We start from the raw sequence: 22,629 nt of genomic DNA, 5'->3' as shown, positions 1-22,629 counted from the left end.
TTGCCGTGAAGGCGGCTGCTTCAGCTGAAGCGGCCTGCTGCATGGGCAAGCATCGTGTAGACCTTGCCGGTGTCGGATGTCAGGTAAGACTGGGTGATCGACTTGTCGCGATCGGTGCGGGCAACATCCGCCAGCAGCTTTTCGAAATCGGCGATGTATCGGTCTACGGCGACGCGGAACTCCGGTTCGCGGTCATATTTGCGCTTGATCTCGTCGAAGGTCTGCTGACCCTTCAACGTGTAGAGGCGACGGGTGAAGATGTCGCGTTCGCCGCGCTGGTAACGGCGCCACAGGTCGACCGATGCGTCATGGTCAATGGCGCGGGCAATGTCCACTGACAGCGAGTTCAGCGACTCCACCATATGGCGTGGATTGCGGGTGTCGCTCTGGCGGGCTGCAGCCGGTGCATCCTGAGCCGGGCGGGATTGTGCCGGGGCTGGCGCCGGGCGGCTGGCAACCGGTTCTGCAGCGGGCTCTTCACGCGATGCGCCACGCAAGAGATCGCTGATCCAGCCACCGCCCTCGGTGCGGCTCGGCGCCTGGGGTGCATAGTTTTCCGTCGCACTCAGGCTCCCGCGCAGGGCATAGTCCGGAGCAGGGCGTGCCGGCTGCGCTGCGGGTGCTGCCGGAGCGGGCTGTACCCGGCGGGGCTGCTCGACCGGCGCATCGGCCAGACGGCGGGCAACGGGTTCGGAGATTTCCAGCGTCTGGCTGGTGCGGCCGACAAGCTGCGAAATGTCCTGCAATGCCTTGATCTGTTCAGACACGGCGCGGCGCATGGCAGCCGCACTTTCCTTGGCTTCCTCCGGCAGATCAAAGGCACCGCGCTTCAGCTCGTTGCGCGTGAGGTCGAGCTCCTTGCGGATATCGTTTGCCGAGCGGCGGATTTCGTCGGTCGCACCGGTGAAACGGCTGACGGCCTCTTCGACCGCGCCCTGCATGGCCTGCTTGAGGGCTGCTGCTGCGCCTTCGGACTTGCGGCCGGCTTCGCCAAGCAGGCGATCGATATCCGCAAGCGACACTGCAAGGCCGCCGCGCAGGCGGTTTGCCAGTTCACCCGAACGCTTTTCGGCTTCCGTGAGCGTGTTGTCGATCGACCGCTGCGCTTCCTGCTCGGCGGAGATCAGGGCATTGCGCATGTTCGCGGCGGTGACCTGCGCCTTCTTCTCGGTCTCACCAAGCACCTGTCCGATATCGGCGAAGGACGCCTGGACGCTTTCGCGCATGTTGGCGGCTGTCGACTGCGCCCGCTTCTCCGTCTCGCCGAGGATCTGGCCGATATCGGTGAAGGAGGCCTGGACGCTCTGGCGCAGGTTCCCGGCCATCTGGCCGGAACGCTGTTCGGCGCGGTCGAAGGCGGTCTCGACCATCTTGCCAAGCCCCTGCATCGTCGTCTCGATCTCTTCCGAGCGCTTGACGAGGCCGACCGAGAGATCACGGAGCGCCTGCTGGCGCTCTTCAAGCGTGCCGACGAGATTGGACTGTGCAGCGGAAAGGAGCTCGGAGGCCTTTCCGAGAACCTTGGTGTGATCGCCGAAGCGGCTGACGATCGAGGAAACCTGTTGCAGCGTTTCGCCCGAGATCGCCGTCAGGCGGCCGAGCTTGTCGTCGAGCAGACGGTTGGAGGTCGACAGCATGTCTGTCGCCTGGGTCGCGGTCTCGGTAAAGCGCGAGGCCGTCGAGCCGAGACGGTTGTCGAGTGCGCCGATGCTCTCAAGCGCTTGTTCGATGACACTCGAAATGCCGGAATTGCTCTCGCCGAGCCGATCGATAAGCTGCAAGGCGCTTGCGGCAATGTTCTGTTCGGCAGTGCCCAGATGGGCGACGGCACGGTCCGTGCGCTCGCTGATCGCGTCAACCAGGGCTGCGTTTTCCGCCCGGAGACGTTCGGCGCTCTGGGCAGCGGCCGCCGTGATCTGTTCGGCGGCTGCACGGCCGGTTTCGGCATAGGAGGCGACGACCGGGGCTGCCTTTTCGTCGATCAGGCGTGAAAGTTCGGCCGACCGGCTCGACAGCATGGAGTTCAGTTCGCGGGTGCGATCGTCGAGGACCGTGCGGATCGAATTGCCACGGGCTTCGAGCGCCTTTTCAACGGCGTTCATCGTGACCGCGAGTTCCTGCGTATTGCCGGAGATGGCATCGCGGATCGCTGCTGCGCGCTTTTCGAGGGTGGAGTTGACCTCGGTGATCGTGCCGGACAGCGTCTCGTTGACGTTGGTGAGGGCGCCAGAAAGCGTCGTGTTGGCGTCCGCGATCGTGCCGGACAAGGCGGAATTGGCTGCCGAGATTGCGCCCGTCAGCGACGCGTTGGCCTGGGAGATCGTGCCGGTCAGGTTGGCAACCTGGGCATTGACGAGCGCATCGGCATTCGAAATGCGGTCTGCCAGTTCATTGGACTTGGTTTCGAGCGTGCTGCTGAGCTGGGCGCTGCGTTCATCGATCTGGCCGACGAAATTGCTGCTGGTTTCGGTCAGGCGTTCGAGCGAGCGCTGTGTTTCCGCATCAATATCCCGGGCGGCATCGGCGACAGCACCGCGCAGGGCGGTGGCGAGGCCGGCAGCCTTGCCCTCGATGGTGCGATTGACGTTTTCAAGGCCGACGCTCAAGGCGCGATCCATCGTCGACAGGCGTTCATCGATGAGGGCGGTACGGCTGTCAAAGGTCTCCGCGACGCGGTTGGTGCCTTCATCGAGGGCCTGTGCGACGCGCATGGAGGCTTCGTCACCGATCCGCTCGATCGTCGTAACCTTCTCGTCGAGGCGAGCGGCGAATTTCTCACCGGCGTCGTTGACGCGGGCATCGACGCCGTCGAGGCCGTTGCGCAGGCGGTCTTCGAGCGTGCCGAGGCTCTGCTCGATCCGCGTGCTGGTTTCATCGAGGCGCATGGTCATGCCGCTGACGGACTGCTCAACCGTTCCTGAGAAATCCTGCGCCGAGCGGGTGATGTCACCAGCGGCGTCGCGGATCTGTTCGGTCAGCGCACCGGCGGTGCCGCGCAGGCGGTCGTCGAGGGCGCGGCTGCTCTCGTCGATGGCCTTGCGCAGGCTTTCCTCGTGGTCTTCGAGGCTCATTTCGAGCATGCCGGTGCTGGCCGCAAGCGAGCTGCCGAGCGAAGTCGCATGTTCCGTTAGCGTCGTTTCGAGTGCGGCCTGCGCTTCTCCGAGGCTGAGCGTGATTGCCTGTGTGCGGTCATCGAGCGTCGAGCGGATGCGCTCGTGAGTGTCGACAAGGCGCGTGTCGATGTCGCGCACGCCGCTGTTCACGGTGTCGGCGATCTTGGCGACGTTTTCGCCGAGTGTGTCGGCCAAGGCGCCGGTCGCATCGTCGAGCGTCATGCGCAGGCGCTCGGCCGTGCCACCGAGCTTGCCGTCGATGTCGTTGATGCCGGACGTGAGCGACGCGGCGATGGTGCCGGATGTCGCGCCCAGCGTTTCGGCGAGATTGCGTGTCGCATCGTCGAGGTTGGCCCTCAGACGCTCGGAGGTCTCGACAAGCTTTCCGTCGATGTCGCTCACGCCGGCGTTGAGAGATGCGGCGATTGTGCCCGATGCGGCACCGAGTGCCCGCTCGATGTCGGCGGATGCGTCTTCGAGGGTCGAGCTCAAATAGGAGGTGTGACCGGCCAGCGACATTTCCAGGCGTTCCTGGTTGTCGCCATAGGCTGTGCGGATTGCCTCGGCCTTTTCCGAGAAGGCCTGGTCGATGCGGCGATCCGCATCGGCCACGGTCTCGATGATGGCAGAGGCCCGCTGGCTCAATGTCTCGTCGATCCGGCGCTGGCTGTCGCTCAGCGTCTCGGCAAGGTCCTGGCTGCGCGCCGTGAGGGTCAGGTCGAGTTCGAGGCTCTTGGTGTTGAGCGTGTCGATCAGGTCTTCGCTCTTGGCGTCGAGGATGGTCGCGATCCCGCCCATCTTCTGGTCGAGTGTTTCCGCCAGGCGATCCTGGTTCGCCTCAAGCGCATTGACGATGTGCTCGGCTCGGCTCGACAGGCTCTGTTCGAAGCGGGACTGATGGTCGGTCAACGCGCCGTAAAGAGAACCCGAGCGCTCTTCCATCACCTGGTCGATGCGTTTCTGGGCCGTTTCCAGGCTTTCGGTCAGGGCTGCGGCGCGGGCCGACATGGCGTCGGCGATTTCCTGGGCGCGGCCAGAGAGGGCGTCATCAAGGATCTCCTGGCCCGAGCTCAGGGTGACCGCAAGTGCGAGAGACTGGTCGTTCAGCGTCGAGCCGAGGCGTTCGATGCTCGAGGTGAGGATGCCGTTGATCGAATCCGAGCCGCCATTGACGGTTTCGTTGATCCGGGCAAGGCTCTCCATCAGCTTGCTGTCGAGGCTGCCGGCGCGCTGGTCGAACGCGCTGGCGAATTCGGCGACGCGTTCGTCGAAGGTGGAGTTGATCTGACCGATCGTCGTCTGGAAGCGGTCTTCGAAGAGGCCGGACCGCAAATCGAGGTCGACGATCGCATCGTCGGCGCTGGCCTGCAGACTTTGGCGGAAATGACGGCTGCGCTCTTCGAGCGAGGTGTTGAGGCGTGAAAGAACATCGTCCAGCGACGACGTGATCGAGCTTTCGCCACCCTTCAGGCTCTCTGCGATGTCACGGGTCCGCTCGACCAGCGTTTCGTTCAGCTGGCGGGCACGCTCGTTCAGCGCCGCATTCAGCTTCTCTGTGTTGGCGTCGAGCGTGGAGGCGCGGGTCTCGAACTCGCCGAGCAGTTCGCGACCGCGCTGGTTGAGCGTCGTGGTCAGCGTCTTCAGCTGCGAATCGAATTCGGTGGAGAGTGAGATGCCGGAGGCGGCCAGCGTCTGCACCATCGTGTCGGTCTTGTGCGCCAGCAGCGAGCCGAGGGCCGTCACCGCTGCATCCGACTTCTCCATCAGGGTCGCAGCACGCGTGTCGATCATCGAAGCAAAGGCTTCGCCCGAGGTCTGCAGGCGGACGGAGATCTCCTCCGTTGCGAGCGAAAGCTCTTCCTTCAACTGCTCATGGGCGCCGACGATCGAGGAGCGGATGCGCTCGGCGTGATTGACGATCGCGTCGCGTTCCGAACCCAGTTCGTGGACAAGGCCGCGGACCCGCAGTTCGTTGTCGGTGTAGCTGCGTTCGAGGGCCGTCACCTCGGAATGGACCAGCGTTTCCAGCTCGGTGGCGCGTGCGATGGTGCGCTCGATACCTTCATTCATGGCGGAGACTTCGCGGCGAACGGCCTGACCGACGGTCATGATGCGTTCGGACGCGATCGTTTCCGGTTCGGCCAGCCGCAGCGCGACTTCCGCCATGGATCGAGCGGCGTTGCGCAGGTCATGGGCGCGGGCCATCATGATGGCAAAGGCGAAGAAGAGCATGATCGGGAGGAACGTCCCGACGAAGATCGCAACGACTCCCGGCATGGCGACGATGTCGGCCACGGAGGCGGCCTGCCAGATCGCGCCGCCGTAGAGGAGCTGCGAGAGGCCGATGGCTCCGACGACCCACAGAGCCGAAATGATGGTCGCGTTGCGAAGTGCCGTCTTCAGCGACGCCGCTTCCAGAGACTTCAACATAGCGGAAGGGGCGCGGCGGGAGCCGTCATTGGCAGGGGCGAGGGCCGGGGAGCGAGGCTGCGGCGGCGCAGGCTCGGGGCCGAGTTCGGCGGCGCGAGCCGAGCGACGATCGATGGGCTTCTTGGAGGCAGGGCGCTGCGTGTTGTCCGACAAAATGGCCTCCGGTCCGCGCGTTTGCGACCGAGGCTTCGGGGCCACAGGCGCTTCGTCACCGTCGAAATCAATACTCAGGGCCGCCTCGAGTGCCTGGAACGCGTTCTCGTCAATCGAGTCGGACTTCTTGTTCGCCATCGGGTTACGCCTCGTTACAACTTACGCTCGGCTGGCTCGAAGGGTGAGGGTGGCCGCCTGCCATTCCGCACTTTCGCATTCCCGCCGTACAATCACACTCCGCATGCCGCCACGCCACACGAAACGCTTTCTCAGAAACCGAGCAGTCTGCCTCACCTTGGGGCGAACATTGCCCATTGTTCTAGCACCGACTTGCCCGAGGTCAAAGTTCTACGACTTTGGCCCAATCAACCGTATCGTACTGACACATTTGGCCCTCCGTTACAATTAACGCAGGTGCAGCACGCCAAGGGGCGCTGCGCTTGTTAACAGTATTTAAACCTCCATTTAGCCGTAAAAGCCAAATTTTGCGGGGGTTTAAATTTCGTTAACCATGATGCGAGCTTTTTCGGGTCGTCGCCCCCGCGCTTAACAGGATTGCCACAACCGAATGTCAGGCTGATCCCACCAATAAGAAGAAAAGAAGGTTCTTTGGCATGGCTGCAGCAGTCAACATCGCATTCGAAGCTCCCGAAACCCATCATGTGCGCACGCCGTCACACGAACGTCCAATCGATCTGGTCCATCTGGCTGCCCAGACGAAGGGTGATAAGGCGGTCGAAATCGAGATCCTGCAGATGTTCGCCCGCCAGGCGCGCGGATGCCTTCAGGCGCTGACCGCAAAGTCGGACAAGACCGACAACAAGGCTGCGGCCCAGCGCCTGCGCAACGCCGCGATTTCCGTTGGCGCTTTGCGTGTCGCGAGCGCTGCCGAACTTGTCGACAGCAAGGGCGTTAACGCCGATACGCTGGCGACCGTCGCGAGCGCCGTGCTCGAGGCCGAGCATTTCATCCTGAAGCTCGCGCGCTGAGACACCCGTCGGTGCCGTTGTCGGCGCGTTCAACTCGCTCTGCCGTGAGTTGACTGGGCCTTGAAATTGCGAGAAGACTTCGCCGATTTTTACACAAGGCGAAGTCTGGATCCGCACATCATGACACAAATCAGCATCATCGCATTTGACGGCACGCGTTTCGAAATTGCGGCCCAGGACGGCTCTACGGTCATGGAGAATGCCGTTCGCAATTCCGTTCCGGGCATCGATGCGGAATGTGGTGGCGCCTGTGCCTGTGCGACCTGTCATGTCTATGTCGACGAGGCCTGGACCGAGAAGGTCGGGACACCGTCGGCGATGGAAGAAGACATGCTCGACTTTGCCGTCGACGTCCGTCCGACCTCGCGTCTTTCCTGTCAGATCAAGGTGAGTGCCGCGCTCGACGGTCTCGTCGTGCATGTGCCGGAACGCCAGGGCTGAGGCTCCACCGAACGCACCAAAAAAAGCCCCGTCTCCCGGTTTTCCGGGCGACGGGGCAAGCGGGCGCATCGCCAAACAGGCGAGGGAGGAAGCACCTGTGGCAACAGGACGCGCCGGGAGAACGGGGAAAAATCGGGAACGCTTAATCAACGTTTTCGATGACACTTATATTTCAGATTTGTATCAAGGGCCACGGGCAGAAATCGCCGGTTATTCACAGGCTGCGCGGCAAGTTTCGGACAAGGCGTGGCAAGCCTGCCAAAACCACCTCTCAAAATTTACTGGTGATTGCTGCTAGTTTCTGACCTTGCCGCTGCGATGGCGCAGGATGCGCAGCATGCGATCCTCGAAATTGTGCGACTCAATCCGATCGAATTCGATCTGGGCCATATCGTGCGCACGGGTCACTTCGTCCGTCACGGCGGCGACCTTTGCCTGCAGGCGATCGCAGTCACGTTCCGGTCGCAGGTTCAGCAGCCGCTGCTCCAGACGCTTGGCATGCTGTCTGGCGATTTCGGCATGCCGTTCTTCGTGCCGCTTGATGTCAGACGAGAGCGCATCCCAGATCATCGCCATCTCCGGCGTCGCTCGCTTCCGGTTCTTCCAGCGCGGCAGAATGATCTTGGTGTCGAGCGTGACTGTGGCATCCTCAACCGCACAGCGGGTGCCGCGTTTGGTGTATGTCAGGTCGCCGCCGAAGCGGATCTGGGTGGCACCGGGATGGCGGTATCCGGTCGCCTCTGTGAAAGGTCCCTTGCGTGCCAGTTCATCATCCAGATCCGCCGCGGTCTTACCCCCGATCTGGAAATAGCTGATGGACTTGCGAACGATGGTTTCGGATTGCGCCGCGTTCGGGAAGAGGCCGGTCAGGGCGCCCAGAAGGAGCATCGCCCACAGACGGCTGTATGATGTCATGTTCAATCCGCGATGTTCTCATGTCCGCGATGTTGTGTTCGCGACGCCCTTGGGGCATAGCCAACGCGGCTGCACTATTGCAGCTTCGCAGATTTCCGTCGAGAGGACAGAACGCAGTTGGCGAGCGGCAAGCGGACAATTTGGCGTGTGGCCCATGGCCGTGAACTCGATGTGACGGCGCGCGGCGCCTTGATGGCAATCATCAACGTCACTCCCGATTCCTTTTCCGATGGCGGTTTGCACGACAGCACCGAGGCAGCGATTGCTCATGCGCTCGCCTGCGTCGATTCAGGCGCGCAGATCCTTGATATCGGAGGCGAATCGACGCGACCCGGTGCTGCCCCTGTCAGCCCTGAGGACGAGATGGCGCGGGTTCTTCCCGTCATTGCGGGGCTCCGCGACCGCACCGATGCCCTGCTTTCCATCGATACCTATCGTGCGCGCACCGCGCAGGCTGCCATCGAAGCGGGTGCGCATATCATCAACGACGTGCACGGCCTTCAGCGCGAACCTGATATCGCCGCAGTTGCCGCCCGTTTCGGGGCCGGCCTCTGCATCATGCATACCGGTCGTGGCCGTGAAAAACGTGCCGACCCGATTGAAGACCAGCGTTTCTTCTTCGGTCGGTCTCTCGCCATTGCCAAGGATGCCGGTGTTGCGTCGGAAACAATCATGCTGGATCCGGGGTTTGGTTTTGCCAAGGACACGGTCGAGGAAAACATGGCGCTCCTGGCCCGGTTCGAAGAGTTGCATGATCTCGGCCTGCCGCTTCTGGTCGGCACGTCGCGCAAGCGCTTCCTTGGCAACATCACCGGCCGGGACGCCGCCGAACGCGATGCGGCAACGGCTGCGACCACCGTGGCGCTCCGATTGAAGGGTGCCTCCGTTTTCCGGGTCCACAATGTCGCGATCAACCGGGACGCGCTTGCCGTCGCCGATGCTATGCTTTCGGCCGCACGACACATCGAGGCTGCAGGGAACGCGCAGATATGAGCCGCATTTTCACCATCACGCTACAGAACTGTGCCTTCTTTGCCCATCATGGCGTCTTTCCCGAAGAAGGCGTCCTCGGTCAGCGCTTCTTTGTCGATGCGGAGTTTGACGTCGATGCGCTGGAGGCGGCCGAGACGGATACGCTCGGCGGGACAGTGCATTACGGCATAGCCTTCGAGGTCATCCAGGAGATCGTCACCGGAAGCCGCCGGCAATTGGTCGAGGCGCTGGCGCTCGCCATCGCACGCGGCCTGCTCGACCGTTTCCCCGAAATACTGCGCTGCCGGATTACCGTGCGCAAGCCCAGTGCCCCGATTGCCGGGATCCTCGACCATGTGCAGGTGAGCGTTGAACAGTTCAGAGCATAACGCGTGGCAGCAGGCGACGCTCGGCCTCGGCGGCAATATCGGTGATCCCCAGGCGGCGATGGCAGATGCCTTGCGGCGTCTGGATGATCGTGAGGACTGTCGGGTGACCGCGGTATCGCTCCTCTATCGTACGCCGCCCTGGGGCAAGATCGATCAGGCCGATTTTTACAATTGCTGTGCGGCAGTCGAGACATTGCTCGCGCCGCAGGCGTTGCTCGCCGCCTGCCTCGAGATCGAGCGGGATATGAAACGGGTGCGTGTCGAGCGCTGGGGACCGCGCACGATCGACATCGACATCCTTACCTATGGTTCGCTCACGCTCGATGCCGATCATCTGACGATCCCGCATCCGCGCATGACCGAACGCGCCTTCGTGCTGATGCCGCTGGCTGATTTTGCCGGAGATCTCGTGGTTGAGGGGCGCCGTGTGGCCGATTGGCTTGAGGATGCAGATGGCGCGGGTATTGCCGTTGCAAACGAAAACCGCGCCTGGTGGCGCGGCTGACGGATTTCGATGCTTGTGACGCTGGCCTGAGGGGTGAGCGCCGGATTATTCGTTGTCGGCGGTCTCTGCCATAGCTGTTGCCTGGCGGTTGAGCTTCAGGCCGATCACAGGGATCATTCGGTCTTCGACCTTCACAGAAATGGTGATGTTCATGGCGTCGTCCTGCTCGAGGCGGGCGACCATGGCGCCATTCAGCTTGGCGCGGTTGATGCCCATCACGGCGCGGTTGCCGTTGACCGTGCCGGAGACGATGTCGAGACCCTTGCCATCGGCGCCGTCGAGGAACTGGCCCTTGTAGGAGCCGCCGGCCTGCGAGATCACGGCCGACATCGGCTGGCTGAAGACGCCGACGCGGCATGTGCCGTCGAGCTTCAGGCCGGTTTCCTTGCCTTCCGCCGGAAGGCCGGTCAGGTTGCAGGTGAACTTGGTGCCCTTGTACTTGCCGGCAACGATCTCGCCAGGGCCTTTCCAGACACCGGCGACCGATTCGAAGAAGCGCTTGTCACGCGACGCGGCATCGGCGACTGCGACCGGCAGCAGCGTTGCGGCAGCGAGAATGGCGGCGCAGCGGCCGACTGTCGAAAAGCGAGCAGACATCGATTTACCTTGGTACGAGAAACCAGAAACCCCGCGAGAACCCTAGCGGAATAATGGTTAATGCATCATTGCCATAGCCTCATTTCAGGCTCCCGACAATTGGCAAACAGCACTCGGCCGTGCGGTGTGGCGGAAAAGACTCAGGCGGTCCGGTTGTCGCCTTTTCCGGTCATGCTCGGCGTCAGGTCGCCGATGAAGTCACCAATGCCTGGTCGTTTCGTGGCGTCGAACGGCAGCGGCCGGCAGAGATCCATGGCAGCGATCCCGATTCGGGCCGTCATCAGCCCGTTGATCACGCCTTCGCCGAGCCTGCTGGACAGGCGCGATGCCAGCCCATGCCCGAGGACCTGCTGGGCGAGGCCGTCGCCAATCGCAATCGAGCCTGTGACGGCAAGATGGGCAAAGACGTCTTTCAAGAGCCGCAGCATGCCGAAGGATCCCGGACGACCGCCATAAAGTTCGGCCATGGCGCGAACGAGCCGCACCACTTCGAAGAGGACATAAGCGAGGTCGACCACCGCACGAGGACTGACGGCGGTTACGACCGAGACACGCTTTGACGATCCGAGGATGAGCGCGCGTGCCTTGATGTCGAGTGGACCAAGAAGTTCCCTCTCGGCGAGGTCGATGAGTTGGGGCGCGTCGATGATGTCATCCTCGACGGATTCGAGCGTCTTGCGGCCACGCGCGGTTTCCGGGCGGTGAGCGACGAGGCCGGACAGGCGGCGCACGATCGTGATAGCATTGGCGCGTTTCATGCTCGCGGCTGCCGCCTGGGCGTCAAGCTTGAGGTTCTGCACCGCGTCCAGACGGTAAAGTCCGGCCAATTCGCGCCCGACGGCAATCAGAAGCGCCAGCAGTCCGATGACCAATACGGCGATCGCGGTATAGCCGAGCCAATCTGCACGAGAGAACAGGTCGCGGATCAGCCCGTCGACCCAAAGTCCGAATGCGAGGGAAAGCAGGAAGCCAAAGGCGCCCATCGCGATGCGGGCGAAGGAAATACCCCGACGGCGCGGAGTGGCGACGGGCAGGGCTTCTGCCTCGTTTGCCATGCCGGCAAAGGGATCGCGTTCGTCGGGCACGATCTCGATCTCTCCGGAGAAGCTGCGCGGCGAACGGCTGGCCGGCATTGCTTGGCGTCCTGCACTGCGCGGTGCATCGGGTTCCACGGTGAAGGCGGTCGGCTTGCGGGCGGGGTTTTGCGCGCGCGGCGGTTCGTCCTGTCCGATCTTCTTGGTCATGTGAGGCGGTCCCCCAGCAGGAATTGCAGTGCCCGGTCCAGACGGATATGCGGCACGGAAAGTGTGATGCCGCCTTTCTCGTCGAGATGGGGAGGTCTAAAGCGGACGATGCTGAGATCAGGGAGCGCAGCGGATGCATCCCCTTGATCGACCGAGCGGAAATAGGCCTCCGGATCCTCGGGCAAATCGCCCGGGAAGACGGCCGTCTTGCGGTTGCCGTCAAAAGTCTCCGCGCCGATGCGTTCGCCGGCCATCGGCGTGCCGACGATGACGGGCAGGTCGTGCCCGTCCTGTTTGACATTGGCCTCGCGGGTGGCGCGCACCGATGCCAGCGCCATGACCTCGATGCCCGCGCCGTTCATGTCGATGCTGCGGATGGCGCGATTGACCAGGCGACGCGTCAAGGTCTCTAGCCTGTCGTGACTTTCGTGATGCAGGTGGTCGGCTTTGGTGGCCGCCACCAGAACGCGGTCGATACGGCGGCGAACGAGCGAGGTGAGAAAGGAGTTTGATCCCGCACGGAAGCAGGCAAGCACTTCGGCCAAGGCGCGCTCCAGATCCTGAACGGCTTCAGGTCCCCGATTGATCGCCTGGAGCGCATCGACCAGCACGATCTGGCGGTCGAGCCTTGCGAAATGCTCGCGGAAGAAGGGTTTGACCACGACCGACTTATAGGCCTCGAAGCGACGCTCCATCATGGCCCGCAGGGTGCCCTTTGGCGCGCGACCTTCGGGGAGGTTGGGAAGAGGGGCGAAGGTGAGGGCGGGGGAACCCTCAAGGTCTCCGGGCATCAGAAAGCGTCCCGGTGGCAGGGTCGAGAGCGAGCGCTCATCCGACTTGCAGTGACGCAGATAGTCGGTGAAGGCCTCTGCGAGCCGACGCGCCGTCATCTCGTCGGCCGGTGCATCGGGATCGATGGTCGCCGCGAGCTCCAGCCAAGGGCGCGAGAGTTCTTCCCGGATGCCCGTCCCAGCCAATGCGGTGGTCGCTTCGGAAAAGCTTCGGTAGTCCTGTCCGAGCAATGGGAGGTCGAGCAACCATTCGCCGGGATAATCGACGATGTCGATCGACAGGCGGCCAGGCGAGAGCATGCGGCTCCATGCGCTGGCGCTGCGATACTCAATGGTCAGGCGCAGTTCCGAAATGGCGCGCGTCGAATCCGGCCAGATCCGGTCTTCGACCAGTGCGCGGATATGGTCCTCATACTGGAAGCGCGGCACCGCGTCGTCCGGCTGCTCCTGCAGGGCGGTTGCCGTGATGCGCCCTGATCGCAGGGGTTCGAACAGCGGCAAACGCCCGCCATGCAGCAGATTGTGGACCAGCGACGAGATGAAGACCGTCTTGCCGGCGCGAGACAGGCCTGTCACACCGAGGCGGATCGTCGGATTGATCAGATGGGCTGCCCGGTCGGCGATGTTGTCGAAGGCGATGGCGGCTTCATCGGTCAGGCTGGTCAGAGAAGGGGGCATTCGGGTTCCTGCACTGAAGAAAACGACCGCTTTGCGCGTTCTGGGGCGGGACGAGCGTCAGCGACATGCCTGCATATAGGCTCTGTTGTGCCGCCAAAAAAGGCCGGATGGCTTCGTCTGCGATCACCCGCGCGATGCCGGGCCTCATCCGACGATAAAGTCGTGCAGTCGCCAGCTTTGCTCGACGGCATCGATGACCGCCAGGCCAGAGGTGGGGTAGCCTTCCGGCACGGTGCGCGCGACGACCTCGTTGCCACAGAGCCTTGCGAACACCTCTTCGATCGCCGGGTTGTGGCCGACCAGCATCAGCGCCGGGATGTCGGGCGTCGAGGATAAAATCTCCAGATAGGTTTCGGCCGGCGCGTTATAGAGTTCGTCGACGTAGCGGAATTCGACGAGGCCGGAAAAGACCCGGTTCAGCGCTTCGGCCGTCTGTCGGCAGCGCTTTGCGGTCGAGGCGATGACGAGGTCGGGACGGTAGTTCCGGTCCGCCGCGGTTTCTGCCAGCAGCTCGGCTTCGGCAAAGCCCGCATCGGAGAGGTTGCGGTCGAAATCGCGGCCGCCGGGCTCTGCCCACCCCGATTTTGCATGCCGCAGCAGATAGATGCGTTTGGGAACCAGGTTCGAAGGCGTCATCTGTAGAGCTTTCGGCGTGAGATCGTCCAGGCTATTGAACTAGCGGGTCTTGGCGGTCTGCGTCAACCGCTGCGGAACAGACTGGTTGCATGGCCTTCCGTTGCGGAGGCTCTTGCGGCAACCGGGCGACCGGTTCCAATTTATGCTTAAAAAATAGAAATTTAGCTCAAAATTATAACAGACTTAAAAATGCTCGGGAAACATTCTGAAGGCTTGAACCGGTTGCCTTGAAAGGATATACAGCCGCCCATTGAGATGTTCTTCAGGAGAATCGCGTTGAGTGAGAAGATCAATCTTAGCAATTATGTACTCTCGGAAGACGATGAGTTCATGAACGCGAACCAGCGGGCCTATTTCAGGGCCAAGCTGATCGCCTGGAAGAACGACATTCTCCGTGAGGCGCGCGAGACGCTCGAACATCTCGCAGAAGAAAGCGCAAACCATCCCGATCTTGCCGACCGGGCATCCTCCGAAACCGACCGTGCCATCGAACTCAGAGCCCGCGATCGTCAGCGCAAGCTGATTTCGAAGATCGACGCTGCGCTGGGACGCATCGAAGACGGCACCTATGGTTATTGTGAGGAGACCGGCGAACCGATCGGCTTGAAGCGACTGGACGCGCGTCCGATCGCGACGCTGTCGATCGAGGCGCAGGAGCGTCACGAGCGTCGCGAAAAGGTCTATCGCGACGAATGACAGCCGGCATTTTGCCCGGCGGGTTTTGAACCCATTCTGCCGACTATTTGTCGAAAGGCCCGCTTTTGGCGGGCCTTTCGCTTTCTTGCAATCACGACGCAACATCTTGGCGAGGCGGTCTGGCGCGGGCACATCGGAGGTCGGCAGTTGCCCGCCGATGCCTCATGGATTGCGGCTCGCCGACATCTCGCCGAATATCCGGGCGATTTCGTTCTGCAGATTGGGTTCTTCCGCCGGCTGGGCGGGATTGGTGCCGGCAGGCGCGGCAGCCTGGCGCGGTTCGGCGACCATGGCGCCGATCGGCGGCCTTGGGCGGTCCGGGCGCGTTTCCGGCAACAATGCGGGGATCGGGGTCGTCGGCGATGCCTCCGGCCGTGGTGGCCCGGGGTCGGCTGCGATGTGCAGCGCCATCTCCTCTTCCAGCACCCGTTCGAAATCGCTCAGGTCCCGTTTCGTGCCCTCTGCCTGGGGATTTTCATCGCCGGCCTCGTCCTGCTTTGGCGTGAATCGGGTTTCGTCGAATTGACCGGAGAATTGATCTGCGGGCGCAGTCGAAAGCACGCGCGCGCGGGCCGCTTCCAGCACATCTTCAGCTGATGCGTTGCTGCCTGCTTCACCAATGGTTGAAACGGTGCCGGCCGTGGGTGCCGGCGCCTCGTCCACCGAGGCATCGATCACAGGCGAGCGCACCGCTTCGACCGAAGGCGCCAGGCCTTGCGTTGCCTGCGGAGGCCGGTCGACGGCGGGAGCATCCGGTTGCGGTTGCGGCTCGATGCTGACAGCTGGTGCGACGGACGCTTCGAGGCCTGGTTCGCGCGATGCCGCTTCGACCATTGGCTCAGGTTCGACGACGGGCGCCGGTTCTTCGACGAGGCGGCCACGCGGGGCGGGTCGTTCTACGGCGGGCTCGGGCTGCAGGGTTGACGGCGCTCCGACCGGCCGGTCCGCATGCAGTTCGGGTGAGAAGGTGGCTGAGATGGCAGACCCGGTGGCGATTGCGGCCGGTACGGTCGATCCGGTGGCAAGCGATGTTGCGGTTGCGGCAACTGCCGTTTGCGAGGGTACGACAGGCGTCGCGACGGGTGCTGCGGCAAGCTGGGCCGAGGTCACCGGTGCCGGCGATGCCGCCGAGATCGGCGGTTTCGGAGCGTCAGCCGCTACAGGCTCGGCTTTCAGACGATCTTCCGCAGGGCGCTCGTTCGTTGGGATCGGGCGCGGCTGCGGCACGTTCGTCATGGGTTGCGGCGCACGGGGGGCGGCCACAGCGGGCGCTGCGGCATCTGGCTGCTCGATCCTGGGCCGCTGGGACGTTCGTTGCGGTACGCGATCCTTCCGGGCCGAGGGCTGCGGAACGAGGCTTTCGCTCTGGATCGGATCGGCAACAAGAGAAGGCGCCTGGATTGGTGGAGCGGCCGGCAGGCTGGCGGTGGATTGGTGGCCAAGTCTCGCTTCCTCGTCGGCCGCCGCCGTCTGCAGCGCGCGGGCCGTCAGATAATGTCTTTCGTCGCCAATCCCGGACTCAATCACCAGATCCGTTGGGCCGCCGATCATGACTAGGTGTTCGACGTTGTCGCGGCGGATCAGCACGATGCGCCGGCGCGTGTCGATCGCAGCTGCATCAAGCACCTGCAAACGGGGCTGACGGTTGCGACCACCGCGCACGAAAGGCGATGGCGCTCGATTGCGCAGGATCCAGAGCACGATGAAAAGGCAGAGAAGCGCCAGGCTGACTCCCAGCGCCGCAACGAGAAAACGGCTTCCATAGGCGGAAATCAGTTCATCCAGCATTTCAAACGCTCCCTTTGCAGGCTTTTTGGCAGAAGACGTCGCTATCTGCAATGCGAGGTTTTTGTCCCGTTGATGTTGAGGACGCGCCCGCGACGCCATGCTATCAGTCCTGAATGCGGCAATCCTGTGGGATAGTGGGCTTAGCGGGAGTTACCGGCCTTTCTTCGCTTTTTGCGGTCAGGGCAAATTGTTAAACAGAAGGCTGCACCGATTCTGGCGGATCGACCGGGCAGCGGTGCGTTTACAGGCAAGAGGCATTCATGACACGACAGCTGAACGACCGCGACGGAGACAGCCCCCTGGTTGATCGCCGCGGCGGCATAGGTGCCGCGCTGCGCATCCTCTTGCTGGCGCTGGTGCTGCTGGCCGCCGCCGCTGCCTTCGTCTTCTTCCGCGACCAGCTCGACAATCAGATCGTGCTCGGCGTTCTCGGCATCCTGGCGATGATGGGGATTTTCTTCATCGTCGCGGCCGTGATCGGTTTCGTCGAGGTCATGCCACAGCCGCATGGCGACAGCCTGGCCCGTCGGTTCCTCGCCAGCCAGCCTGAGGGTACGCTGATCACCGATGCGGAGGGGCGCATCGTCTTCGCCAATGCGGCATATGGCGCTATGACGGGTGCAAAGAAGGCGACCGAGGTGCAGACCCTCGAGGCTCTGCTCTCGCGTTACCGCGAGTCCAGCGAAGCGCTTTACCGCCTGACCAATGGTCTGCGCGAGGGCCGTGAAAGCTACGAGGAGTTCCGGCTGCTGAAGCCGATCGGCAGCCTGACGGCCAACGGCTCAGGCGCGCATTGGTACCGGCTCAAGGCGCGCTTACTGCCGGGCGAAAACCGTGGCCGTGGTCTTCATGTCTGGCAGGTCTCCGACATCACCTCGGAGCGGGACGATCAGGAGCGCTTCTTCAAGGAATTGCAGCACGCCATCGATTATCTTGACCACGCACCCGCCGGTTTCTTCTCCGCCGGCCGCAAGGGCGAAATCTATTATCTCAATGCGACGCTCGCCGAGTGGCTGGGGGTCGATCTCACGCAATTCAGCCCCGGCTCCATGTCGATCAGTGACCTCGTTGCCGGCGAGGGCATGGCCCTGATCGATTCGGTTCAGGCGGAGCCGGGCCAGGCGCGGACGGAAACGCTTGATCTTGATCTGCGCCGTGTCAACGGCCAGAGCCTGCCTGTGCGGCTCGTCCATCGGGTCAAGGCCGCGCGCGACGGGGCGCCGGGTGAAAGCCGGTCGATCGTGCTTGCGCGGCAGCAGGGCGAGGGTTCGGATCAATCCGATTCGGTTGCTTCGATGCGCTTCACCCGCTTCTTCAACAACACGCCGATGGCAATTGCCTCTGTTGATGGTGAAGGCCGTATTCTGCGCACCAATGCGCCCTTCATGAAGCTTTTCGCCGACATCATCTCGCGCGACGAGATCGAGCGTCACGGGTTGATCGAGGTGGTGCTGCATGAAAGCGAGCGTGAAGGCTTTCGTCAGGCGCTCGCAGCCGCCATGGACCGCCAGGTCGACATTGCGCCCATCGACAGCCGCCATCCGACCAATGACACCAGGCATTTCCGCTTCTATGTGAATGCGGTGATCGACCAGAGCGACGAGGCGCCGGAAGAGGCGGCTATCGTCTATGCGGTCGACGTCACCGATCAGAAGGCGCTTGAGGCGCAGATGGCGCAGACCCAGAAGATGAATGCAGTCGGCACGCTTGCCGGCGGTATCGCGCATGACTTCAACAACGTGCTGACCGCGATCCTGTTGTCGTCCGACCATCTGCTGCTGCAGGCCCGTCCGTCGGATGCCAGCTTCGCCGATCTCATGGAGATCAAGCGCAATGCCAATCGTGCGGCCGTTCTCGTGCGGCAGTTGCTCGCCTTTTCGCGCAAGCAGACGATGCGGCCTTCGGTCTTGAACCTCACCGACGTCATCGGCGATCTGCGCATGCTGGTCGACCGGCTGATCTCCGGCTCGAACGTCAAGCTCAAGGTCGAATATGGCCGCGACCTCTGGCCGGTGAAAACCGACCTGTCGCAATTCGAGCAGGTGCTGATCAATCTCTGTGTCAACGCCCGGGATGCCATGCCGCAAGGCGGCATGATCACCGTGTCGACACGCAATGTCGGCGGGGACGAGGCGGCCGAATTCGGCTATCGCGGTCTGCCCTCCGAAGACATGGTTCTGGTCGAGGTGGCCGATACCGGGACCGGGATTGCGCCGGAGATCATGGACAAGATCTTCGAGCCCTTCTTCACAACGAAGGAAGTGGGCAAAGGGACCGGCCTTGGGCTTGCCATGGTCTACGGCATCGTCAAGCAGTCCGGCGGTTACATCTATCCGGAATCGGAAGTCGGCAAAGGCACTGCGTTCCGCATCTTCCTGCCGCGACACATCCCGGACGTCGTTGTTGTTTCCGAGGATGCGAAAGCTGCAAGTTCCGCGACGTCCGGCAGTCTGCCGCCGGCGACGCCTGCAAACGGCACCGATCCGTCTGCCGATGGCAAGGACCTGACCGGCAAGTCGGCCGTGGTTCTGCTGGTCGAGGATGAAGAGGCGGTGCGGCGCGGCGGCAAGCGCATGCTGGAAACGCGTGGCTACACGGTGCATGAGGCGGGATCCGGTGTCGAGGCGCTCGACATCATGGATGAACTCAATGGCGAGGTGGACATCGTCGTCTCCGACGTCGTGATGCCGGAGATGGACGGGCCGACGCTGCTCACCGAACTCAGGAAGAAATATCCGGATCTGAAGTTCATCTTCGTCTCGGGTTATGCCGAGGATGCCTTTGCCCGCAATCTGCCGGCTGATGCCAAGTTCGGATTCCTGCCGAAGCCGTTCTCGCTGAAGCAGCTGGCGGTCGCCGTGCGCGAAATGCTCGACGGCGAAGGCTGATCCGCTAACGCTGGTTTCAAAGACAAAAGAACCCGCCGGATCGCTCCGGCGGGTTCTTGCGTTTCAGCGCTTCGAAGAGGTTCAGCCGTTCAGGGCAACCGCGATCTCGGCTGCCAGGCGGGCATTGTTCTCGACCAGCGCGATATTGGTCTTCAGGCTTCGGCCACCGGTCAGATGGAAGAGGTTGTCGAGCAGGTAAGGCGTGACGGCCTTGCCGGAGATCTCGTCGCGTTCGGCATTGGCGAGCGAGCGGCTGATATAGATTTCCATTTCCTCGCGCGGGATCTCGTCGGCCTCCGGGACCGGATTGGCAATGAGCATGCCCCCGGCAATGCCGAGCTCGTCGCGCATCTTCTGGAAGTTGGCGATGGCCGCCGGGCTCGGCAGGCTGAGCGGGCTTTTGAGGCCCGAGCTGCGCGACCAGAAGGCGGGGAAGTCTTCGCTATCATAGGTGACGACCGGCACGCCGCGGGTTTCCAGCACTTCCAGCGTCTTCGGAATGTCGAGGATGGCCTTCGGGCCGGCCGAGACGACGATGACACCGGTGCGGGCCAGTTCTTCCAGGTCGGCGGAAATGTCGAAGGTCTCCTCGGCGCCGCGATGCACGCCGCCGATGCCGCCGGTGGCGAAGACATGAATGCCGGCGCGATGGGCGGCGATCATGGTGGCGGCGACGGTTGTTGCACCGTTGCGGCGCTCGGCGATGGCAAAGGCGAGATCCGCACGCGACAGCTTCATCACGTGTTCCATCTGCGCCAGTTCATCCAGCTGCGCCGGCTCAAGACCGATATGCAGCACGCCCTTGATGACGGCGATCGTGGCGGGAACGGCGCCCTGCTGGCGGATGATGTTTTCCACGCTGCGGGCCATCTCGATGTTGCCGGGATAGGGCATGCCATGGGTGATGATTGTGGATTCGAGCGCCACGATTGCGGCACCGCGCTGCTTGGCGGCGGTCACTTCGCTGGAATAGGCGATCGGCAGGAGGGGGGAGACGGAACGGGTCATGGGAGATCTTTCAAGCTGGAACGGCTCGTCATGGCAGGAAACGGGCCGGGGGGACAAGTGACATCTGTGTGTCGAGTTTCGCTGCGGACAGATTTTCGTCCGTCGCATGGGGAGAGGCAAGGGTGATGGCGGCGCAGGCCGTGCCACGGCGAAGGGCGGCGCAGAGGTCGCCGCCAGCGAGCCTTGAATGGAGAAAACCGGATGCGAAGGCGTCGCCGGCACCCGTGACATCTCCGATGTGCTCGACCGGCGTAGGTTCGATGACGGCGATGCGCTCTGAATCGAAGGCGATGGTGCGGCCGCCACCCGATGTGACCGATCCGCCGCGCAGGCCGCAGGCGCGTAAGAGGTCGGGCCAGTCTTCCGGTCGCTCGGCTCTCGTCCCGGTGATGGCTTCAGCCTCGGCGCCGTTCATGAAGAGATGGCCGAGATGGGCGAAGGTGCCGCGCAGGCGAAGCACCTTCGCCGGGGATATGGCAATGGCAGAGACGCCGCAGCCCCGACGCGCCGCCGAAGCCGTGAGACTTGCCAGGGTTTCGGATGGCAGGTTGGCGTCGCAGAGCACATGCCCGGCTTCCGCCAGACTGTCACGCATCGATCGGGCCCGAAGCCGGCGCGCGACAAATGCATCATAGAGCTCCATGTCGGCGAGTGCGATGACGAGGTTGCCGTCGTTTTCCAGGATCGCGGTATAACTCGGAGTGGCCCGATCGAGAAACATGACCGGCCAGTCTTCGATGCCGGCCCGCTCTGCGGCCTCGCTCACGGCTTGGCCGGCGGCGTCTCCGCCTCTGGGGGCGATCAGCCGAACGGAACGTCCGAGACGGGTAAGGTTGCGGGCTGCATTGAAGACGCCGCCGCCCGGTTCCTCGAACCATGTTCCGGGATTGCTGGCACCCGGTTTCGTCTCCCCGGAAATGCGGGCGCGGCGATCGAGATGGGCGCCGCCGATGGCAAGAATTTCGACCGTCATGACCATACCTTCGCAAGGGCTGTCGAGCGAATCGAAGCACATTCGACTGACGTTGAAGGGCCTGATGTCGCCTTCACGGGGTTCGTATGGAACCACCTGAGAACATTATTCGAACACACGCCCGAAAACGCTGTATTCAGAAAGGCTTCGCTGCCACTTGCAAAATGAGAACAAATAGGGTACATGATGTCCATCGGCGGCTTCATTGCCTATGCGGCCTCAATAACCTAAAGGTGGATCCAATGGCACAAAATTCTTTGCGGCTTGTAGAGGACAAATCGGTGGATAAAAGCAAGGCATTGGAAGCGGCGCTCTCGCAGATCGAACGCTCGTTCGGCAAGGGCTCGATCATGAAGCTCGGTGCGAACGAGAGCGTGGTCGAAGTCGAGACGGTCTCGACGGGGTCGCTCAGCCTCGACATCGCGCTCGGCATTGGCGGCCTGCCCAAGGGGCGCATCATTGAAATTTACGGACCGGAAAGCTCGGGTAAGACGACGCTGGCGCTGCAGACGATTGCGGAAGCCCAGAAGAAGGGCGGCATCTGCGCCTTCGTTGACGCCGAACATGCGCTCGATCCGATCTATGCCCGCAAGCTCGGCGTCGATCTGCAGAACCTCCTGATCTCTCAGCCCGATACCGGCGAACAGGCGCTCGAGATCACCGACACGCTGGTTCGCTCCGGTGCGATCGACGTTCTCGTCGTCGACTCGGTTGCCGCGCTGACCCCGCGCGCTGAAATCGAAGGCGAAATGGGCGATAGCCTGCCGGGCATGCAGGCCCGCCTGATGAGCCAGGCGTTGCGCAAGCTGACCGCCTCGATCTCCAAGTCGAAGACCATGGTGATCTTCATCAACCAGATCCGTATGAAGATCGGCGTGATGTTCGGTTCGCCGGAAACGACGACGGGTGGCAATGCGCTGAAATTCTACGCCTCGGTCCGCCTCGACATCCGCCGTATCGGTGCCGTCAAGGATCGCGAAGAGGTCGTCGGCAACCAGACCCGCGTCAAGGTCGTCAAGAACAAGATGGCGCCTCCGTTCAAGCAGGTCGAGTTCGACATCATGTATGGCGAAGGCGTGTCGAAGACCGGCGAACTGGTCGATCTCGGCGTCAAAGCCGGGATCGTCGAGAAGTCGGGCGCCTGGTTCTCCTACAACAGCCAGCGGCTCGGGCAAGGGCGTGAAAACGCCAAGCTCTTCCTGCGCGACAATCCCGTTGTGGCTCAGGAGATCGAAATGGCGCTGCGGCAGAATGCCGGTCTGATCGCCGAGAAGTTCCTGCAGAATGGCGGTCCGGACGCCAATGACGGGGACGGCGCCGAGGACTTGTAAGGTCGCTGTCTGTCTGCCGAAATTTTGCCGGCCGCGTTTCACCCGAAGCGCGGCCGGTTTTCATTTGTGCTGGCGGTCACGGCGCTGGACAG

Annotated in this window: 17 protein-coding genes; 8 read left to right on the top strand and 9 right to left on the bottom strand. The window is 62.8% G+C overall.

Going from position 1 to position 22,629, the window contains the following annotated elements; translation table 11 throughout:
• Positions 1 to 20: 20 nt before the first annotated feature.
• Entirely contained in the window at positions 21 to 5,834 is a 5,814-nt protein-coding gene (locus DMY87_RS07330; RefSeq protein ID WP_110790638.1) for an apolipoprotein A-IV repeat region-like domain-containing protein, read from the bottom strand.
• A gap of 476 nt (positions 5,835 to 6,310) precedes the next feature.
• Between DMY87_RS07330 and DMY87_RS07325 the strand changes: the two genes are divergently transcribed.
• Positions 6,311 to 6,685 carry an Hpt domain-containing protein gene (locus DMY87_RS07325; protein ID WP_110790637.1) on the top strand — a complete coding sequence of 125 codons (375 nt, stop codon included), beginning with the start codon at positions 6,311 to 6,313 and terminating at the stop codon, positions 6,683 to 6,685.
• 120 nt (positions 6,686 to 6,805) lie between these two features.
• A complete protein-coding gene (locus DMY87_RS07320) occupies positions 6,806 to 7,126 on the top strand; it encodes a 2Fe-2S iron-sulfur cluster-binding protein (protein ID WP_110790636.1) in 321 nt (106 codons plus the stop codon).
• Between the two features lie 294 nt (positions 7,127 to 7,420).
• On the opposite strand, the gene DMY87_RS07315 is transcribed toward DMY87_RS07320, so the two are convergent.
• A complete protein-coding gene (locus DMY87_RS07315) occupies positions 7,421 to 8,041 on the bottom strand; it encodes a DUF922 domain-containing Zn-dependent protease (protein ID WP_110791002.1) in 621 nt (206 codons plus the stop codon).
• Positions 8,042 to 8,158: 117 nt separating this feature from the next.
• Here DMY87_RS07315 and folP point away from each other — a divergent pair, with 117 nt between their 5' ends.
• From folP to folK, 3 genes are read left to right on the top strand one after another with little or no spacing between them, the layout of a single operon-like run.
• On the top strand, positions 8,159 to 9,034 hold the full coding sequence (folP, locus tag DMY87_RS07310) for a dihydropteroate synthase (protein WP_245408850.1): 876 nt from the start codon (positions 8,159 to 8,161) through the stop codon (positions 9,032 to 9,034).
• Complete coding sequence (folB, locus tag DMY87_RS07305; RefSeq protein WP_110790635.1) at positions 9,031 to 9,402, top strand: dihydroneopterin aldolase; 372 nt, start codon at positions 9,031 to 9,033, stop codon at positions 9,400 to 9,402. Before folP ends, folB begins: the two co-directional genes overlap by 4 nt.
• Positions 9,383 to 9,907 carry a 2-amino-4-hydroxy-6-hydroxymethyldihydropteridine diphosphokinase gene (gene folK, locus DMY87_RS07300; protein ID WP_280953040.1) on the top strand — a complete coding sequence of 175 codons (525 nt, stop codon included), beginning with the start codon at positions 9,383 to 9,385 and terminating at the stop codon, positions 9,905 to 9,907. The genes folB and folK overlap by 20 nt, the downstream gene beginning before the upstream one ends.
• Positions 9,908 to 9,952: 45 nt before the next feature.
• Here the strand turns inward: folK and DMY87_RS07295 are convergent, their stop codons facing one another.
• The 4 genes from DMY87_RS07295 to DMY87_RS07280 all read right to left on the bottom strand — a co-directional run bounded on the left by DMY87_RS07295 (position 9,953) and on the right by DMY87_RS07280 (position 13,853).
• Positions 9,953 to 10,504: a hypothetical protein gene (locus tag DMY87_RS07295; RefSeq protein WP_110790634.1), complete on the bottom strand. Its 552-nt coding sequence runs from the start codon at positions 10,502 to 10,504 to the stop codon at positions 9,953 to 9,955.
• Positions 10,505 to 10,644: 140 nt separating this feature from the next.
• The gene (locus tag DMY87_RS07290; protein WP_110790633.1) at positions 10,645 to 11,748 is read right to left on the bottom strand and encodes a YcjF family protein; all 1,104 of its coding nucleotides are present in this window, start codon (positions 11,746 to 11,748) and stop codon (positions 10,645 to 10,647) included.
• Entirely contained in the window at positions 11,745 to 13,217 is a 1,473-nt protein-coding gene (locus DMY87_RS07285; protein ID WP_110790632.1) for a YcjX family GTP-binding protein, read from the bottom strand. The genes DMY87_RS07290 and DMY87_RS07285 overlap by 4 nt, the downstream gene beginning before the upstream one ends.
• A gap of 144 nt (positions 13,218 to 13,361) precedes the next feature.
• The gene (locus tag DMY87_RS07280; protein WP_110790631.1) at positions 13,362 to 13,853 is read right to left on the bottom strand and encodes a SixA phosphatase family protein; all 492 of its coding nucleotides are present in this window, start codon (positions 13,851 to 13,853) and stop codon (positions 13,362 to 13,364) included.
• 276 nt (positions 13,854 to 14,129) lie between these two features.
• Here DMY87_RS07280 and dksA point away from each other — a divergent pair, with 276 nt between their 5' ends.
• Entirely contained in the window at positions 14,130 to 14,549 is a 420-nt protein-coding gene (dksA, locus tag DMY87_RS07275) for an RNA polymerase-binding protein DksA (RefSeq protein WP_110790630.1), read from the top strand.
• A 162-nt stretch (positions 14,550 to 14,711) separates the two neighbouring features.
• Here dksA and DMY87_RS07270 read toward each other — a convergent pair whose 3' ends face one another.
• Positions 14,712 to 16,337, bottom strand: coding sequence for a flagellar biosynthetic protein FliO (locus DMY87_RS07270; RefSeq protein WP_110790629.1), 1,626 nt, complete (start codon positions 16,335 to 16,337; stop codon positions 14,712 to 14,714).
• 260 nt (positions 16,338 to 16,597) lie between these two features.
• Here DMY87_RS07270 and cckA point away from each other — a divergent pair, with 260 nt between their 5' ends.
• Positions 16,598 to 19,225 carry a cell cycle histidine kinase CckA gene (cckA, locus tag DMY87_RS07265; RefSeq protein ID WP_110790628.1) on the top strand — a complete coding sequence of 876 codons (2,628 nt, stop codon included), beginning with the start codon at positions 16,598 to 16,600 and terminating at the stop codon, positions 19,223 to 19,225.
• Positions 19,226 to 19,306: 81 nt separating this feature from the next.
• Here the strand turns inward: cckA and DMY87_RS07260 are convergent, their stop codons facing one another.
• Together DMY87_RS07260 and DMY87_RS07255 are read right to left on the bottom strand one after the other, a co-directional pair.
• The gene (locus DMY87_RS07260) at positions 19,307 to 20,233 is read right to left on the bottom strand and encodes a pseudouridine-5'-phosphate glycosidase (protein ID WP_110790627.1); all 927 of its coding nucleotides are present in this window, start codon (positions 20,231 to 20,233) and stop codon (positions 19,307 to 19,309) included.
• A gap of 28 nt (positions 20,234 to 20,261) precedes the next feature.
• Entirely contained in the window at positions 20,262 to 21,206 is a 945-nt protein-coding gene (locus DMY87_RS07255) for a carbohydrate kinase family protein (RefSeq protein ID WP_110790999.1), read from the bottom strand.
• 242 nt (positions 21,207 to 21,448) lie between these two features.
• Here DMY87_RS07255 and recA point away from each other — a divergent pair, with 242 nt between their 5' ends.
• Positions 21,449 to 22,537, top strand: coding sequence for a recombinase RecA (gene recA, locus DMY87_RS07250; protein WP_110790626.1), 1,089 nt, complete (start codon positions 21,449 to 21,451; stop codon positions 22,535 to 22,537).
• Positions 22,538 to 22,629 lie beyond the last annotated feature (92 nt).

This window comes from Peteryoungia wuzhouensis, assembly GCF_003205195.1.
In the GTDB taxonomy this organism is placed as follows: Bacteria; Pseudomonadota; Alphaproteobacteria; order Rhizobiales; family Rhizobiaceae; genus Allorhizobium; species Allorhizobium wuzhouense.
Note: the sequence above shows the minus strand (reverse complement) of the source record. Positions and strands in the feature narration are given on the sequence as shown.